This window comes from Dinghuibacter silviterrae (assembly GCF_004366355.1).
Classification (GTDB): domain Bacteria; phylum Bacteroidota; class Bacteroidia; order Chitinophagales; family Chitinophagaceae; genus Dinghuibacter; species Dinghuibacter silviterrae.
In genome coordinates this window covers 2,156,938-2,174,237 of sequence record NZ_SODV01000001.1, presented here as the reverse complement: position 1 = coordinate 2,174,237, position 17,300 = coordinate 2,156,938, and the positions used below count along the sequence as shown (strand labels likewise).

At 57.2% G+C, this 17,300-nt stretch carries 15 protein-coding genes and 1 other RNA gene; 3 read left to right on the top strand and 13 right to left on the bottom strand.

From position 1 onward, the window contains the following. Positions 1–44 precede the first annotated feature (44 nt). The 6 genes from hisC to EDB95_RS09695 all read right to left on the bottom strand — a co-directional run bounded on the left by hisC (position 45) and on the right by EDB95_RS09695 (position 5,507). On the bottom strand, positions 45–1,106 hold the full coding sequence (gene hisC / locus EDB95_RS09720; protein ID WP_133993067.1) for a histidinol-phosphate transaminase: 1,062 nt from the start codon (positions 1,104–1,106) through the stop codon (positions 45–47). Then, positions 1,103–2,386, bottom strand: a complete 1,284-nt coding sequence (gene hisD / locus EDB95_RS09715; RefSeq protein WP_133993065.1) for a histidinol dehydrogenase — start codon at positions 2,384–2,386, stop codon at positions 1,103–1,105. The genes hisC and hisD overlap by 4 nt, the downstream gene beginning before the upstream one ends. Continuing rightward, positions 2,386–3,243, bottom strand: coding sequence for an ATP phosphoribosyltransferase (gene hisG / locus EDB95_RS09710; RefSeq protein WP_133993063.1), 858 nt, complete (start codon positions 3,241–3,243; stop codon positions 2,386–2,388). Before hisG ends, hisD begins: the two co-directional genes overlap by 1 nt. A gap of 146 nt (positions 3,244–3,389) precedes the next feature. Beyond that, the gene (fsa, locus tag EDB95_RS09705) at positions 3,390–4,046 is read right to left on the bottom strand and encodes a fructose-6-phosphate aldolase (RefSeq protein WP_133993061.1); all 657 of its coding nucleotides are present in this window, start codon (positions 4,044–4,046) and stop codon (positions 3,390–3,392) included. 35 nt (positions 4,047–4,081) lie between these two features. Next, positions 4,082–4,180: signal recognition particle sRNA small type (gene ffs / locus EDB95_RS09700), an RNA gene on the bottom strand. A gap of 37 nt (positions 4,181–4,217) precedes the next feature. After that, complete coding sequence (locus EDB95_RS09695) at positions 4,218–5,507, bottom strand: type IX secretion system plug protein (RefSeq protein ID WP_162852536.1); 1,290 nt, start codon at positions 5,505–5,507, stop codon at positions 4,218–4,220. 36 nt (positions 5,508–5,543) lie between these two features. Between EDB95_RS09695 and EDB95_RS09690 the strand changes: the two genes are divergently transcribed. After that, positions 5,544–6,773, top strand: a complete 1,230-nt coding sequence (locus tag EDB95_RS09690; protein WP_133993056.1) for an ABC transporter permease — start codon at positions 5,544–5,546, stop codon at positions 6,771–6,773. A 7-nt stretch (positions 6,774–6,780) separates the two neighbouring features. On the opposite strand, the gene EDB95_RS09685 is transcribed toward EDB95_RS09690, so the two are convergent. Next, positions 6,781–7,527 carry an RNA methyltransferase gene (locus EDB95_RS09685; protein ID WP_133993054.1) on the bottom strand — a complete coding sequence of 249 codons (747 nt, stop codon included), beginning with the start codon at positions 7,525–7,527 and terminating at the stop codon, positions 6,781–6,783. A gap of 22 nt (positions 7,528–7,549) precedes the next feature. Between EDB95_RS09685 and EDB95_RS09680 the strand changes: the two genes are divergently transcribed. Further along, entirely contained in the window at positions 7,550–10,327 is a 2,778-nt protein-coding gene (locus tag EDB95_RS09680; RefSeq protein WP_133993051.1) for a BamA/TamA family outer membrane protein, read from the top strand. On the opposite strand, the gene truB is transcribed toward EDB95_RS09680, so the two are convergent. Then, entirely contained in the window at positions 10,315–11,013 is a 699-nt protein-coding gene (truB, locus tag EDB95_RS09675) for a tRNA pseudouridine(55) synthase TruB (protein WP_133993049.1), read from the bottom strand. The two genes, EDB95_RS09680 and truB, sit on opposite strands and share 13 nt — an antisense overlap. Before the next feature lie 521 nt (positions 11,014–11,534). Here truB and EDB95_RS09670 point away from each other — a divergent pair. Then, the gene (locus tag EDB95_RS09670; RefSeq protein WP_133993047.1) at positions 11,535–11,984 is read left to right on the top strand and encodes a hypothetical protein; all 450 of its coding nucleotides are present in this window, start codon (positions 11,535–11,537) and stop codon (positions 11,982–11,984) included. Here EDB95_RS09670 and EDB95_RS09665 read toward each other — a convergent pair. From EDB95_RS09665 to EDB95_RS09645, 5 genes are read right to left on the bottom strand one after another with little or no spacing between them, the layout of a single operon-like run. Next, positions 11,981–13,318: a DUF58 domain-containing protein gene (locus tag EDB95_RS09665; RefSeq protein WP_133993045.1), complete on the bottom strand. Its 1,338-nt coding sequence runs from the start codon at positions 13,316–13,318 to the stop codon at positions 11,981–11,983. The two genes, EDB95_RS09670 and EDB95_RS09665, sit on opposite strands and share 4 nt — an antisense overlap. A gap of 2 nt (positions 13,319–13,320) precedes the next feature. Continuing rightward, a complete protein-coding gene (locus EDB95_RS09660; RefSeq protein WP_133993043.1) occupies positions 13,321–14,301 on the bottom strand; it encodes an AAA family ATPase in 981 nt (326 codons plus the stop codon). After that, complete coding sequence (locus EDB95_RS09655) at positions 14,301–15,551, bottom strand: DUF4350 domain-containing protein (RefSeq protein WP_162852535.1); 1,251 nt, start codon at positions 15,549–15,551, stop codon at positions 14,301–14,303. The genes EDB95_RS09660 and EDB95_RS09655 overlap by 1 nt, the downstream gene beginning before the upstream one ends. After that, entirely contained in the window at positions 15,548–16,315 is a 768-nt protein-coding gene (locus EDB95_RS09650) for a DUF4129 domain-containing protein (RefSeq protein WP_133993039.1), read from the bottom strand. Before EDB95_RS09650 ends, EDB95_RS09655 begins: the two co-directional genes overlap by 4 nt. Beyond that, on the bottom strand, positions 16,308–17,264 hold the full coding sequence (locus tag EDB95_RS09645; RefSeq protein WP_133993037.1) for a stage II sporulation protein M: 957 nt from the start codon (positions 17,262–17,264) through the stop codon (positions 16,308–16,310). The genes EDB95_RS09650 and EDB95_RS09645 overlap by 8 nt, the downstream gene beginning before the upstream one ends. Positions 17,265–17,300: the final 36 nt, after the last annotated feature.

Below are 17,300 nucleotides of genomic sequence, written 5' to 3'. Positions count from 1 at the left end.
GCTCAAAATTACCGCTTGGATTCGCTCCATCCGCGGCTAACCCCTTAATGAGCGACCGCGGCATACACCCCCAGCGCCTCCAACAACTCCCGGTTCTCCTCCGGCGTCCCGATGGTGATCCGCAGACAGCCCTCGCAAAGCTCGATCCGGCTCCGGTCACGGACAATGATCCCTTTGTCCACCAGGTATTGATAGATCCCCCGGGGGTCGGTGGTCTTGACCAGGATAAAGTTGGCGTCGCTCGGATACACATGAAGCACAAGGGGCAGGGCCGTCAGGGCCGCGGCCAGTGTTTCCCGCTCCCGGACGGTTTCCCGGATCCAGGCGTTGACCTGGTCGACATTCCCTAGTGCCTGTAGCGCAAGCTCCTGGCTGGCCTGGTTGACGTTATAAGGAGGCTTGATCTTGTTCATGACGTCCACGATCACGGTGGAGCTGAAGGCCATGCCGACCCGCAGGGCCGCCAGGCCCCAGGCCTTCGACAGGGTTTGCATGACCACGAGGTTCGGGTACTCGGTGAGCTCCTGGATAAAACTTTTGTGCCGGGAATAGTTGATATACGCCTCGTCGATCACGACAATCCCCTTGAAATTGTTCAGCAACACCTCGATGTCGCCCCGGCGGAGCGCATTCCCCGTGGGGTTGTTGGGGGAGCAAAGGAAAATAAGTTTTGTATGCCCGTCCACCGCCTCTTCCAGCGCCTCCAGGTTAAGTTGGAAGTCCGGTGTCAGGGGCACCCGGCGCAGGGCAATGTCGTTGATGTTGGCGCTCACCTCGTACATCCCGTAGGTGGGCGGGCAAATGATCACGTTGTCCACACCCGGGTTGCAAAAGGCCCGGTAGACGATGTCGATCACTTCGTCGCTCCCGTTTCCGATAAAGATGTGCTCCGCGGGCACGCCCTTGATCTCCGCGATCCGTTCTTTCAGCTTCCACTGCAACGGGTCGGGGTAGCGGTTATACGCCGACGGCAAGGGCGAGCCGAAGGCGTTTTCGTTGGCGTCCAAAAAAATGCTGGCCTCGCCCTTGAACTCATCACGGGCGGAGGAGTAGGGCACCAGTTTTTTGATGTTTTCCCTCAGCAATTGTTCTATATCGATCGTCATGACAATGTGTTTAATCTGATTTGTACCGCGCGTGCGTGTGCCCGCAACCCTTCTGCCTCGGCCATGTCCACCACGGTGGGGCCCAGCCGGCGGAGACCATCCGGGGACAGCTCCTGGTAGGTGATCTTGCGCACAAAGCTATCCAGGCTTACCCCGCTGTACGCCCGGGCATAGCCGTTGGTCGGGAGCGTGTGGTTGGTGCCGCTGGCGTAGTCCCCCGCGCTTTCGGGTGAATAGGCCCCCAGGAAAACGGAGCCCGCGTTCACCACGCCTTCCGCCAGGAGCCCCGGGTTGGCGCAGGCGATGATCAGGTGTTCCGCCGCATATTCATTGACCAGCTCCATGGCTTCCTGCATACTGGTAACCACCACGATCCGGCTGTGCGCAAGGGCCCTTTCCGCGACGTCCTTCCGGGGCAGCTCCTGCAGCTGGCGCTGGACCTCCGTCATGACCTTGCCGGCGAGTGTTTCATCCGTCGTGACCATCAGGACCTGGCTGTCCGGCCCGTGTTCCGCCTGGCTGAGCAGGTCGGAGGCCACAAAGGCCGGGTGGGCCGTGGCGTCCGCCAGCACGCACACCTCGCTGGGTCCCGCGGGCATGTCGATGGCCAGGCCTTCCTGTTGCACCATTTGTTTGGCGCCGGTGACGTATTGGTTCCCCGGTCCGAATATCTTGTACACCCTGGGGACGCTTTCCGTCCCATAGGCCATGGCCGCAATCGCCTGTACGCCGCCGATCCGGAAGATGGACGTAAGACCCACCGCCTTCGCCGCATACAGGATCGCCGGGTGGAGGTTTCCATGATGATCGGGCGGGGTACAAAGCACGACCTCCTTACAACCCGCCAGGCGGGCGGGGATCCCCAGCATCAGCAAGGTGCTGAAAAGCGGGGCCGTTCCCCCGGGGATGTACAGACCGACTTTTTCAATGCCCACGCTTTTGCGCCAGCACTTTACCCCCGGCATCGTTTCCACGACCTGAGGTTCCTCGCGCTGTATACTATGAAAGGCTTCGATGTTGGCGCGCGCCCGGTCGATGGCGTCCTTCAGCGCCTGCGGCACTGTTGCGGCGCCGGCTTCGATCTCTTCCGGCGTAAGCCTCAGGCGGCTGATGTTCGCCCCGTCAAAACGCTCCGTGTACTCCCGCACCGCGCTGTCCCCTTTTGTTTTTACGTCGTCCAGGACGCCCCGGATCTTCGCCTGCAACGTGTCCGCGTCCGCCAAGGGGCGGCGGATCACCTGTTCCCATTCAACCCGGGAAGGATGGTATACGATCTGCATCAGACGATCATTTTTTCGATCGGCACCACCAGGATGCCCTGGGCGCCGGCCGCCTTGAGCTTCTCGATGATGTCCCAAAATTCGTTTTCGCTCAGGACGCTGTGTACCGAGCTCCAGCCCGCCTCCGCCAGCGGAAGGACCGTCGGGCTTTTCATCCCCGGCAGCAACCGGATGATTTCTTCCAGTTGTTCGTTGGGCGCGTTCAACAGGATATACTTGTTGTTCCTTGCCTTCTTAACCGCCTGTATACGGAACAGCAGCTTGTGCAGGATGTCCATGCGGTCCTGGTCCAGCCCGTTGTTGCGCACCAGGACTGCCTGCGATTGCAGGATCGGATGCACCTCCTTCAGCCCGTTCATAAACAGCGTACTCCCGCTCGACACCAGGTCGCAGATTGCCTCCGCCAGCCCGATCCCCGGCGCGATCTCCACCGATCCGCTGATCTCATGGATGTCCGCCGATACGCCGTGTTCCTTTAGAAAACGATCCACCAGCACGGGGTAGGTCGTGGCAATGCGTTTGCCCTCCAGGAACGCGGGGCCGTCATAGTCGTCCCCTTTACGCACCGCCACCGACAACCGGCATTTTCCAAAGCCCAGTTTTTCGACGACGGTAATGCGTTTGTTTTTCTCATACACCACATTCTCCCCCACGATCCCAATGTCCGCGACCGCGTCTTCCACATACTGGGGAATGTCGTCATCCCTCAAAAAGAAGACCTCCAGCGGGAAATTGCTCGCTTCCGTCTTGAGTTTGTTAACCCCGTTGGAAACGTCGATGCCGCATTCCTTGAGCAGTTTCATCGAATCTTCGTGCAAACGCCCGGATTTTTGAATACCGATTCTGAGTTTTGTCATAAAAAAAAGAGGTCCGCCTTTTTTGGCGAACCTCGGAATGTTGTTTATCGTGTATACACAAACATCACCGGCTCACCTGCCCGGGGCAAAAATGATGATGATGATGGATGTGTACCTGAATGTTCATGGACGCAAATATAAGGGACTTATACAAATTTCTTGGCATCTTCCAGGAATTTTGCCAGACCGATGTCCGTCAGGGGGTGCTTCAGCAGACCCAGGATCGGTTCAAGGGGCGACGTGATCACGTCCGCACCGGCTTCAGCACACTTCACGATGTGCAGGGAGCTCCGGATGGAAGCCGCCAGGATCTCGGTCTTAAAGCCCTGGAGTTGGTAGATGTGGGCGATCTGGCTGATCAGCTCGATCCCGTCCCAGTTACTGTCGTCGATACGGCCGATAAAGGGCGACACGTATTTGGCACCCGCTTTGGCGGCCAGGATGGCCTGCCCTGCAGAGAAAACCAGCGTACAGTTGGTGGCAATATTGTTGTCCGTAAACCAACGGATGGCTTTTACGCCTTCCTTGATCATGGGAACTTTTACGATAATGTTGGGGTGGATGGCGGCCAGCTTCTTCCCTTCTTCGATGATCTCGTTAAAGGTGGTCGAAACCACTTCGGCGCTGACATCGCCCGTCTTGACGATATCGCAAATCGTGGCGTAGTGCTTGTAAACAGCTTCCTGGCCTTTTACCCCTTCCTTCGCCATGAGCGACGGATTGGTCGTCACGCCGTCGAGGATGCCCAGTTCGTGTGCTTCTTTGATCTGGTCGAGGTTGGCTGTGTCGATAAAGAATTTCATGATATGTGTGGTGTTATGGTGTATGCAAAAATAAAAAATGGCAAGTTACTTATATCGCACCGCTCAACCACCTACCCTTGCTGCCTTCCGGCCCTGGGGGAGTTCAGCAGGAGCTGGTCGTATAAGACTTGCCGGTGCAAAGATAGGGGAAATCACAGAAAAAGCGCTTTTTTATTGCGTCTGCTGCGCATTCTTCTGCGCCAGCGAGTTCACGCGCCCCAATCCAACCAGCTCGTCAAAGCGCCCGCCAAGGGGACGGTAGTAGACGAGGATGAGGTAGTTGTTTTCGGTTTCGAAAAAATTCCCTTCGGTCTCGTCAAGGCTGATGTTCCCGTCTTTGTTTTTGGTGACATACATATAATCGTAGTAGCCCTGCTTGAGGAACTGGGCGGTGGTATAGACATGACGGTCGGGGTCCCAGCGCAAACGGGCGCTGTCGCCGAGGTCATAGTTGGTGAGGGCACCGTAGAGGTAGAGGTCCTTACCCTCATAAGGCATGCCCCCGGGGGGAGCGTAGGTGAAATGCACCCAGCCATAGTCGCCCTGGTAATTCACGTTGTTGGAATCACCGGAGACGATCGTATAGGCGCCGTTCTGGTCGGTATATACAATAAAGGGAAGATCGACCCGGCTGGGATCGGGCAGGATATACACATGGTTCGTGGTGGCGCCCTCCTCGACCCTGGCAACGCGGTCTCCCCGGAAACGGAAGGTGCGGTTGTCGAGCCAGCGCCATTCCCTGCCGCCGGGGAAAACGGCGTCTACTTCCGGGTTGTATTCGAGCGAATTGTTACGAATAAAAGTGGGCCGTATGTCGTACTTGGCCATTGCCCAGCACCAGTTCTGGACGATCACCACCTTGATCTCCTGGGTGGGATTGGTCAGTTGCTGGTTGCCAAGCCCCACGGAAAACTGGACCTTTTGGGAGTTGGCATGGGTATCGCTGGAAAAAGGCGGCTGTACCTCAGCGGTCACAGGCATGGTGTTGTTGACCACCAGGAACCGTACCTGAAAGGCCAGGTTGGAGGGGTCCCCGTCCTGGTACACCTTCAGCAGGTAGTTCCCGCCCTTGGTCGGGGTGTAGTTGGCGTCGGGCAGCGTGATGTGGTAATGGGTATACCGGGTCGTGGCCAGGCTGGACATCTTATATGAGGTGATCTGTATACCCGTGAACCCCCGGGTGTACTCCATCGCGTTCAGGCTGGTTGGGCTCCAGTCTTCGTTTCTGAGCTCAAACGCGTAGGAATAATTCTTCACGTCTCCATCAAGGTCGTCAAACGAAAGGTCGAGCACGTCTCCGCCCCCCAGCGTAAGGACGGGGGGTGTCGTCTGGCTGCCTTTGGCGTAAAGCTGAACGGTCCGGATATTCGGTTTGAATACGTGCGTGCCCCCATCGTCATCCTGGGCAAGTGTCCGCACAAAGGGGGCAAGGGCTAAGACGAGCAACAGTTTTGCTTTCAAATGCTTTATTTTTACAGATCAACAAAAGTACGTGCTTTGAACATCGCCCGGTTTATCGCCCAGCGCATTGCCTTTAACCCGGAACGGACCTTTTCCCGTTTTATCATCCGCCTGGCCGTCGTCGCCACGACCCTGAGCGTGGCCGTGATGATCGTCGCCCTGGCCTTTACCAACGGGTTCCAGAGGGCCATCAGCCAAAAGGTATTCAGCTTTTGGGGCCATATCCGGGTGGAACATTACGAACCCGAGCAGACCATCATCGCCGAGGAAACGCCCATCGCCAAAAACGATACCGTCGTGCAAGCCCTTCATTCCAATCCGGGGGTCGCCTACGTCGATGCTTTTGCGACCAAATCGGCCATGTTAAAGACCAACGAAGGGATCGAGGGCATATTGTTCAAGGGCGTGGAAAAAGACTTCCATTTCGAACGCCTTTCCGCTTTCCTGAAACAAGGCCACTGGGTCTCCTTCCCCGACAGCGGGTACAGCCACGAGATCGACCTCTCCGAATATACGGCAAATCAGCTCAAACTGAAGGTCGGGGACGAGGTATTGATCTATTTTATCCAACCCAACGCACCGCCCCGTGCCAGAAAACTCAAGGTGGCGGGTATATATAAAACGGGGATAGAAGAATACGATCACAACTTCGCCCTGGGGGACCTGAGCCTGGTCCGCCGGCTCAACGACTGGGACTCGACAAAGATCGGGGGGTATGAAGTGTGCGTCCGGGATGCCCGCCAGATGCGGGCCGTTAATGACTCGATCCGGGAACTCCTGCCTCCCGAATGGAACTGCCAGACCATACAGGATGTCTACCCCAACATCTTTGACTGGCTGAACCTCCAGAACATCACCAAAATCCTGACCCTGGTGATCATGATCGTCGTCGCCGTCCTGAACCTGATTACCTGTCTGATCATCCTGGTCCTGGAGCGCACGCGGATGGTGGGTGTCCTGAAGGCGATCGGGAGCTCCGACCAAACGATCCAAACCATCTTCCTGACCCACGCCGCGCTGATCACCGGCTGGGGCATCTTGCTGGGGACCACGCTGGGTCTGGGTTTATGCTGGATACAGCAACGCACCGGTCTGATCAAGCTCGACGAGGACGCCTACTATATGTCGGTGGCGCCCGTCCACGTCGTGGGCTGGCAGGTGCTCCTGATCGACGCGGTGACGCTGCTCGTTTGTTTCCTGGTGTTGTTGATTCCGGTGCAGTTGGTGCAGCGTATTTCGCCCGTAAAGGCCATCCGGTTTAACTAGTCCTGGGCTAATCTTGCACAAGGTGCGACAGGATAATCCCCGTCGCGATGGCGGCGTTGAGAGACTCCGCGGAACCCGCGCGCGGTATCGTGACCTCGCGGGTGGCCAGCGCCCGCAACCCCGGGTCGATGCCCCTGGATTCGTTTCCGACAAGGACCACGCCGGGAGGGAGCTCTCCCAGACGCGTCACCGGCTCGCCCTCCAGCGTCGCCGCATAGACCGGCCGGGCAGCCTTTTTCAGCCAGGCGGTCAAATCCGTGTACAGGGCGCGCACCCTCAGGAAGCTACCCATCGTCGCCTGGATCACCTTGGGGTTGTACCACTCGGCACAGGCCTCGGAACAAACGACAAAACCCACCCCAAACCAATCCGCGATGCGAATGATCGTACCCAGGTTCCCCGGGTCCCGGACGTCGTCCAGCGCCAGACACCAGGCGCCTTCCGGCAAGACCCAGGGCGCCGTATCCTGGCGGGACAACACCACGAGCACTTCATTGGGGGTCACCAGGGCGGACAACCTTTCGAGCTCCGGGGGACTGACTTCGGCCACCCGCTCACCGGGTATGTCTTTCAACAGGCAGGCGTGTGCGGTTAACCATGCGGGTGAGGCCGCCACGTATTGAACCTGGCGCGGAATCTCCGTCAACACCTCGGTCGCAATCTTGGGCCCTTCCGCTATATAGGCTCCCGTCTCCGCCCTGAATTTTTTCTGGTGTAAACTTTGAATATATTTAATTTGTGCCTTAGTGAGCATAGATTTTGTCCTGTTAAGACTTATGAAGGTAAGTTCTCCTCGTTTTATATGGCTTTTTTGTCTGGTCGTTTGTTATGTCCAATACGGTTGTTATAGGGCAAGTCATTACCAGAAGGATAAGCCGTTCGTCTTCAAAAATAACATAGAACTGACTGCCGACGTAAGTAAGACGGAAAAAAAAGCCATTGTCCGGGACCTTGCCCAACAGCTGGACGACAGCCTTACGCCTACCGTCAAGGACATTTTATTCCTCCGCCATACCGTGGAAAGCCCGGCGGTATACGACACCAGTTATCCGAACGCCTCGCTCAAAACGATGCGGTTCTACATGGTCAACCAGGGATTTTTTAGCCCCGAGCTCAGTTATACCTTCAGGACCGATACCGTGGGGTACGGCCATAAACGACAATACCGCGTTACCACGGACTTCTCCGTCCAGGCCGGCCCGCAGACGCTCCTGGATTCCATCGTTATCGACCTCAGGGATTCCACGCTCCAACACCTCGCCGACTCTTCCAGGGCAAGTTCCCTTTTGGTCCACGGACAGCCTTTCAACGTCGACAATGTAACCGGTGAGATCAACCGCCTCATAGGGATCTACAAGAACTACGGTTATTACGGTATCAGCCAGGACGCCTTCCAGGTCCAGCTAGACACCGTCAACCCGCTGCTCATCAACCCTTCCATCGACCCCCTGGAACGGATCCATCTGTTTGCAGGCCAGCAACGCCAGCAAAAGAACCCCACGACCGACCTTTACCTTTCGCTGGCGTCCCCGCTGGACAGCAACCTGATCAAAAAATATTATATCCGCCAGGTCTTTATCTATCCTGACTTCGAAACCACGCGCGACAACAAGACAACGCCCCTGACGGGTCTTTACCTCGACAGCATCAACCTCCGTTACCATACCCTCAAGTTCAAGCCCAGCTTCCTGTTGCGCACCAATTTTTTGAAACCGGGCGACCTTTACCGCCAGGACAACTATGACAAGACCCTCAACACCGTCAATTTTCTGGGGGTGTGGCAGGTGCCCATCATACAGGCCAGGGAGGTCAAGGACACCAGCGCGGCCGCCAAAACGTCCGACAGCACCCGGAGGATCACCGCCACCGATAGTTCGCAGGCGGCGCGGACCTTTCTGGAGGACAGCCTGCGCGCCGCGCGGAGCACCGACAGCACCCGGAGGGCGGCCCTTAACGAGCGCGTCGACAAGGCCCTGGCGTCTATGGATACGACCCGGCGTGGAGACACCGCGGGCGCGGCGCAGGGACTGCCGGGCGCGGATACCACGCGGACGGGCGCTGCGCGGGCGGGCTCGGACACGACGCAACCCCGAAGGGCCGACACCGCCCTCAAGGAGGACAACGAATCCCTTCTCTCCGGCGGCATTTCCCATATAGACATCTCTTACAAGGCATACGCCCACCGGCGGGACACCGTGGGCCTCCTGGATTTTTATTACCTGCTGACCCCTGCCAAAAAGCAAAATTTTAACAGCGACCTGGAAATCAACTACTCGAACAACAGCAACAACCAGGCGGCCCTGGCGTCGATTCCCGCCACCAACCTTTTCGGGGCGGACGCGGATGTCAGCATCACCAACCGCAACGTGGGCAAAGAGGCCATCAGCATGACCAACGCCGTAAACGGGGGTGTCGAGGTAAGCCCCGAAGCGCGTTTTGCGCTGGCGGCGGTGGACATGGGTTATACCAACACCATCACCATTCCGCGTTTTATCACGCCGTTCCGGAGCATCAACCGCAAACGGCTCCTGGCGGAACAAACCGTCATCAGCGGCAACTTCACCTTTGTGGAACGCATCGGCTACTTCAATGTCAACAACTTCAACTTTAAATACGGGTATCAATGGAAAAACAAACCCGCCGTCACCTGGTCCTACAACCCGATCGACATCGAGTATTCCTATCTCTACAACGTCACCCACCCCTTTGACTCCATCCTCAACCAGAACCCCTACCTGCGTTTTGCCTATACAGACGCCTTGATCATGGCCCAGAACGGCGGCATGATCTACAACTTTGCCAACCGCCGTCATCCCAACCGGACCAGCAGCCTGAGGGCGAACCTGGAGACGTCGGGCCTGCTCGCGGGCATCATCAAACGCTCCAGCGACAACCAACAGTTTGGGCGCCTGTTCCAATACATCAAACCAAGCCTGGAATACATCCACCAGATCAAATACCCCAACAACAATTCCTGGGACTTCCGGTTGTTTTCCGGGGTAGGCATCCCCTTGGGCGGAGACTCCACCCTCCCCTTTTTCAAACAGTTTGTCGCGGGGGGGCCCAACAGCATGCGCGGCTGGGGCTTCCGGAGCCTCGGACCGGGGGCCACGCACCTCGCGCCCTATTCCACCACCGTCTTTAACGACCGTTTCGGGGACATCCAGTTCGAGGGCAACATCGAATATCGCTATAACATCGCGCAGATCATCCCCAACTCCCTGTATTTGAAGGGCGCCATTTTTACCGACATCGGTAACGTCTGGGACTTTAAGAAACAACCCGCGCCCACCAACGACAGCGCCACCCTGGACATATCCCACCTCTACCAGGAGCTGGCCGTGGATGCGGGTCTGGGCTTCCGGCTGGACTTTAACTATTTCGTCCTGCGGTTCGATTTCGGTTTCCGCTTCAAAAAACCGGATGAGCCCCAAAACGACGGCTGGCAGTGGCCGGGGATCAACCTGGCCCATGTATTCGGGCGGAGCTCCAACAACAAGGTCTGGCGGTACAACAATTACAACTTCAGCTTCGGGATCAACTATTCGTTCTGAGCCGCGCGCACTTCCGCGACAAAAGCATCCACGGTTTGTGCTTCCTCCACCCGGAAATCCCCGATCCGGGTCCGCCGGAGCTTGCTCAGGTAGGCCCCACATCCCAGTGCAGCCCCAAAGTCGTGCGCCAGGCTCCGGATATACGTTCCCGTGGTGCAAACGACCCGGACATCCACCTCCGGTAACCGCAGGGCAAGGATGTCAAAAGCCTTTATCGTTACCGGCCGGGGTTCCAGCTGCACGTCGTGCCCCTTGCGGGCTTTCAGGTACACCGGTTTACCCCCTTGTTTGATGGCGGAATGCGCCGGGGGCACCTGCATAATATCGCCGGTAAAGGACAAGGCCACCCGCCGGCAGTCTTCTTCCGTCACGTTTTGCGGCGACGCAACGGCTTCCGGTTCGCTTTCCAGGTCGTAGGTCGGCGTCCGGGCGCCCAGGGTAAAGGTCGCCAGGTATTCTTTTTCCTGCCCCATATATTCGTTGATCCGCTTCGTGTACTTGCCGGTACACACGATCAATAAACCGGTCGCCAGCGGATCCAGGGTCCCCGCGTGACCTACTTTCTTTATTTTGATCACATTGCGGATCTTTGCGACCACATCGAAAGAGGTCCATTCCAGGGGTTTGTCCAGGAGGAGGACTTTGCCCTCCGTGAATAGCTGTTGTAATTGAGTGAGTTCCTTCATCGAAGATGCAAAAATAGGACAAGGAATTTCGACATATCCAATTCTTACCATATATTTACACCAGCTTATCTCCAACCGTCCTCGACGAAACCGCTTTTATAAAGTCCACATTTCCTACCATTTAGTGAACCCTCCGTACCTGGCAACCTTGTCAGCAATTATTTTTTTAATCAATACCGTCGCTTATGAACAATTCGATTACACTCGAAATCGCAGCAGCTATCATTAGTTTTGTTGCCCCCTCTGTTTACGTGGCTTACCAGATCATCCGTTTCAACCGGAGTCTGAAGTATCCCAAATCCTCTCGTTGATTGTAAGTACCTATCCATATCCAGCAAAACCTTGCAATGCATCCCATATCTTATGGTGGGGGTCCGGGGAACCGGGCCCTTTTGCTTTTTAGGGGGGACATGCGTAGTTATACGCACAAGCTATAATAGTTAATACGGTAAATTACCGCTATACCGCATTGTGGTATTGACTTCCAGCGAACGCCCCCGTAGGTTTGCTTTAAAAAAACCGTGAAACAACACATTTTCAACAGGGCCCTGCTTAGTTTATTGCTACTCGCAATGGTACTCCCCGCCTGTACCAAAACCGGCGCCACCGGCCCGAAGGGCGCCACGGGCAACGCCAACATCCAGTATTCCGCCTGGGATTCGACCTTCTCGGGTACGTACGCGACCTGGAGCGTACCCGCCCTCACCCCGGGGGTGCTGGACAGTTCCATCGTGTTGGTTTTTGTCCGCCAGAACGGGTACGTCTACCAGCTGCCGTATGACAACGTCAACGGGAGCGGGTTTTACATCAACGACCTGCTGAATACGGGCATAATCACCCTGTCCTGCAACAGCGGCTACAACCTGAACCAGTTTGCGTTCCGGTATATGATCGCGCCGGGGAATACCGTGATCACCGGGCTGCCGATGGACTACCAGTCGCTCACGAGCCGGTTTGGCATTGCACCCTAGAGTGCCTGCCGGGCCTTTATCTCCAGGTACTTGTTGATGGTCTTTACCGTGAGGTTCTCGGGAGAGGTGAACACGGAAAGAATGCCGTATTGCGCCAGCTCCTTGGCCATGAGTTTTTTCTCGTACAGGTACCGGTCGGCTATCGTCTTGATGTACACGTCCTCCAGCGTATGGGCCTCGGCCTGCTGGAGGGCGTGTAATTCCGTATTGTCAAAAAAGACGGTGACGAGGAGGTGATACCGGCCGATGGACCGTAGGTAGGGTAACTGGCGCCGGAGGCTGTGGATGGACTCGAAGTTGGTGAACAGGATGAGGAGGCTGCGTTGTTTGAGCCGGTTGCGGAGCTGGGCGTACAAAGTTTCAAAATCGCTTTCCTTGAACTCCGTCTCGACGTTATAGAGGGCTTCGAGAACGGTTTCCATCTGGCCGGTCTTGCGGTCGGCCACGAGGAACTGGTCGACTTTTTTCGAGAAGGTCACCAGCCCGGCCTTATCCTGTCTGTGGAGGGCAACATTGATCAGGGCGAGGGAGGAATTAACGGCGTAGTCGAGGAGGGTCATGCCCTGGAAGGGCATCTTCATGAGCCGGCCCTTGTCGATCACGCAATAAATGGGCTGGCTTCGCTCTTCCACGTAGTTGTTGACCATGAGTTGTCCCTTGCGGGCGCTGGCCTTCCAGTTGATGGTGCGGTAGTCGTCCCCGGGGACATAGTCCTTGATCTGTTCGAATTCGAGGCTGAGACCGGTGCGTCTCAGCCGCTGACGGCCGGCGTCCTGGCTGGTGCCCTGGGTTTCGAACTGGAAACGCCGTAACTGGATGAAAGAGGGATAGACCTCCACGTCCTGCTCCAGGGCAAAGGTGCATCGGCGGCGCACGATCCCCAGCGGGGACGCGATAAAGAGGTGGAGCTGGCCGAACTTATAAATCCCCCGCTCCTTTGGCTGCAATTCGTAGGCGAGTTCTTCCGTGATGCCCGGGCGAAGGAGGAGGCTCCGTTTCCAGTTGCGGTCCTGGAATCGGATGGGCAGTTCGTCGATCACCACGGTCTGGAGCGCAAAGGGAAACCGGTTGTGGATTTTCAGGGTAACCGTATTGACGTCGCCGTTGCTAAAGCGCGCCGGGGCGTCCCGGGAAGCCTCCAAACGGCCGCTGCTGCCATACAGGAGGAAGGTATCCAGGACGATACAGCCCAGGAGGACATAACCCGTCAGGCGGGCAACCAGGGAAAGTGCGGGCAGAAACCACGACCCGGCCATCAGCAGGATCACGATCCCGCCCACCAGGTAGGCCCGGCGCGTGAGATAAAACGATTTATAGAATTCGACCAGCAGCATGTCTAACGGGGGATCTCCAGCGTCTGGAGGATTTGTTTGATGACGTCTTCTTCGGTGACGCCTTCCATTTCTTTCTCCGGGGTCAGCAGGATCCGGTGCCTCAGGACGGGTATGGCCACTTCCAGGATGTCTTCCGGGGTGACGAAGTCCCGGCCTTCGAGGGCGGCCGTTGCCTTTGCGGCGTGCATCAGGGCCAGCGACGCCCTGGGTGAAGCGCCGAGGTAGATGGAATGGTGCTGACGGGTGGCCTGGGTCAGCCGGGCGATAAACCGGAGCAGGGGTTCCTCGATGTGCAACCCACGCACCTGGCCCCGGAGGGTGGCGATACGGGCGGCCGTGAGGACCGGGCGGACGAGCGAAACCGGATCGGCCACGTCGGTGTGGTTAAACCGGGTGAGCATGTGGACCTCTTCCTCCTCACCGGGATAGGGCACCTTGACCTTGAATAAAAAGCGGTCCAGCTGGGCTTCGGGGAGCCGGTAGGTTCCCTCCTGCTCCACGGGGTTCTGGGTCGCCAGGACCATAAAGGGCAGCTCCAGGAGATACGTCGTCCCGTCCATGGTGACCTGGCGTTCTTCCATGACCTCGAAAAGGGCCGCCTGGGTTTTGGCCGGGGCGCGGTTGATCTCGTCGATCAGGATGAGGTTGGAAAAAATAGGCCCGCGTTTGAATTCAAAACGGGCGTCCCGGGGGTTGAAGACGGTGGTCCCCAACACGTCCGAAGGCATGAGGTCGGGTGTAAACTGTATCCTGGAAAATCCGACGGACAAAGAGGCGGATAAAAGCCGGGCGCTTAGGGTCTTGGCCACCCCTGGCACGCCCTCGATCAGGACGTGGCCGTCGGCTAGGACGGCGGTGACCAGGAGGCGGATGAGCTCGTCCTGCCCCACCAGCACCTTACGGATCTCGGTGTATATATGACCCACGGCTTCCTGTAATTCCTGGAGGTCGGTCCGTTGCTGAAATAAGGCTTCTTCTTGCATTATTGCGCGTTTTTATAAAATGTTTGGATAAGCTGGTACCATTCGTCGAGTTGTGCTTCGTCGAGCGAGGGCGCGTCGTGGACATAACGCAGCATCGTGGCGAGCTCACGGACCAGGGTCTCGCTCACACCCGACCGGGAGGACAGCCGGAGGATGGACGACTCTTCCGAGGGGTCCAGCTGGACCAGGTAACGGGTCCGGAGGTGTTCCTGGAAATGCTGTCCCATCTTGATGGCCAGGTTTCGGTGGTCACCCTTCTCATAATACAGCCGCCCGATGGTCTTGACAAAGTCGAGGGACTCGTTGGACTTGGGCGGTATTTCAGGGATGATACGCTGGCGGCGCTTCATGTTCAGCAGCACATACACGGCCAGGACCAGCAACAGCAACCGGAAAGCGGGGCCCAGTGCAGGGTCCGCGAGTAACTTCGCCAGACCAGACCACCAGCTGGAGCTGCTGTCCTCTTCCTGGTTTTTGTAAAGATAATATTGATTCCAGATCACCTTGTCCACCCGGGCAGGCAATGCGGAAAAGACGTTGTCGTAGTACCGCATGTTGCGGCCGTACAGCAGGAAATAGTTGGAAAAGGCCATCGGCGCGGTCTGGAAAAGGATGACCCCATCCCCGGCCCGGATCCGGACGAAATTGGCATAGTGAAGATCGCTGGTCCCCAGGACCTCGGTAAAGCTGCTGTCGAGGGAAACAATGGACCGGTCCATCTTCCGGCCCGGATAGAAAAAGGAAGCGGTGTCGGCAAACGGCGGATGGGCGAGCCCCAGGTACAGGGAATCGTCGTGCAGTTGTATCATCCCCTCTTCGATAAAAGCGTCCTCGGTAAAGTTGCTGAGTTGGAGGTGGAGCTGGTCCTTGACGTCCTGCGTGAACCTGGACGCGGCAATGACCAGGTAGTTCCCCTGCCTGACCCAATGAATCAGTTGGTTCCATTCCAGGGAATTGGCGTAAAACCGGGGGCTGAGGACAACCATCAGTTGGTGCCGGTCGGAGTCCTGAAGGTCATTCGTAAACGAACCGCTCCGGCGGCTGAGGGCGACCGGCGTCCCTGGGAAAACCCGCGACAGCTCATTATAGGCGACATACGCCCCGTAGGGTCTTTTGTCCCGGTAGGACAAGGTCACCGTGGTGTCGAAGTGATACTCCTTGGAACGGCGGCGGACCACAAAAATGATCAACCCGGCCAGGAGGATGCCTAAGGAGGCAAAAAGGACGATATAGAAGGTATTCTTTTTCAAAGGGTGTCCAGTCGGTTTTGAAACCGGGCGTATTGATCCCGGATGGTCTGGAAGGCGGCGGCGCTGGGGGCAAACCCGCCGTAATAGGTATACTCGTAATGTCTCAGCAGGGGTGCAAAGTCGTCATACAGGGGGTGTCCCCTCAGTTCCCGGAGGTACTGGCGGTTGGTTTTTTCGGGATGGTGCTTGATCAGCCCGCGTTCGCCCAGACCGGACAGGGCCCGGATATACAGCCAGCGTTCGGCCGCGCTATAGTCCCGGGCCTCCAGGGCTTTTTCCAGTTCGCGTTCGGGGTCGTCGATCACGTCGATGTCTTTTTCCCCTTCGGCAACTTCCTTGAGCTTCCGGGACCGCCTGAACATACTTTGCCCGCTCCCGGCCTGTATGATGGCCACGAGCGCCGCCACGGCCACCCCCACCAGCAAAGTCCACAACATAAATACGGCCCAGGGCTGGGAGAGGAAGTTTCCCACCTTCGTCCAAAAACGATCCCACCAGGTTTCGTGTTCCGGTTTTGGCTCCGGGGGTTTTTGTTTGTCGGGGCCTATGGCGACATAGCGGAAGTCCTCCTCTTTGCGGAGACGGTCGACCTCTCCGGAGGGAACGTGCCGGGGTTGGAGGTGCACGGGGGCTATCCCCTGATTGTACCAGATGGTGTCGCTGGAAGCCGTTTGCGTCGTGGTGTCCGGGGCGAGGGCCGTCGTCGTATCCTGTGCCCTTGCGACGCCCGCATACAGACACAGGACCATGAAGGCTTTACGCATGGGCAAACCCTCCTTTCCTTTCCAGCCGGATGGGGTAGATGATGAAATAGCCGATGATAAACGTCAGGGAGCCCACCAGGATCAGGAGCTTGCCCCAGACCGGCATAAACTCATACCGGGTCACGAAACCTTCGAAAAAAGCAGCGGTGATGAACACGGGCACCAGGCCCAGGATGATCTTACAGGCGTCCTTGGCGCTGCGTTTAAACGCCTCCAGCCGGCTCAGGGTCCCTGGGAAAAGAAACCCTTTTCCCAGGATAATACCGGCGGCCCCGGAAATGATCAGGGCGGATATTTCAAGGGTTCCGTGGATAAAGACGGTCAGCACGAAATCGCCCGCCAGCCCCTTTTGCGCAAAAAGGGCTTCGAACGCCCCGAGACGAAGGGCTTCGAAAACCAGTTGGAAGATCGGAAGCAGCCCGACGAGGACGCCCCCCGCCAGCATTTGGATGGAGACGAAAATATTGTTCTTCAGGATCCACAACCACATGTACAAGGCGTTCTCATTTGCATAAACGCCAAAGGGTTTGCCCTGGGCAATGTTGTCCTCGGTCATGTTGACATAGGCGTTCCCCAGCATACCCCGGATAAAAGACTCATCCCCCCGGGCGGAACAGACGCCTACGATAAAAAACAAGGTAAAAATCCCGAAGGCCAGGAGCAGCACCTTATGATGCCGGCGGATGGTCTGGGGTAAGTCGTACTTGCAGAACCTGGCCAGGGGATTGACCTCCGCCTTCCGGTTCTTGTAAATGCCCAGGTACATCCGGGAGGCCGCGATGTTGAGGTAACGGGCGGTCCTGCTGGTCGGGTAAAAGGTCTTGGCATAAGACAGGTCGTCGACCAGCTGGATGAACTCGGTGGCCATTTCATCAGGGTCGGAAGCCGGTTGCTGTTCTATCTGCGTCCAGCGGTCTTTGTTCTTTTTGATAAATAGTGCTTCCCGCAAGCAGAAAAAATTTCCTGAAATTTACGGAAATTGTGG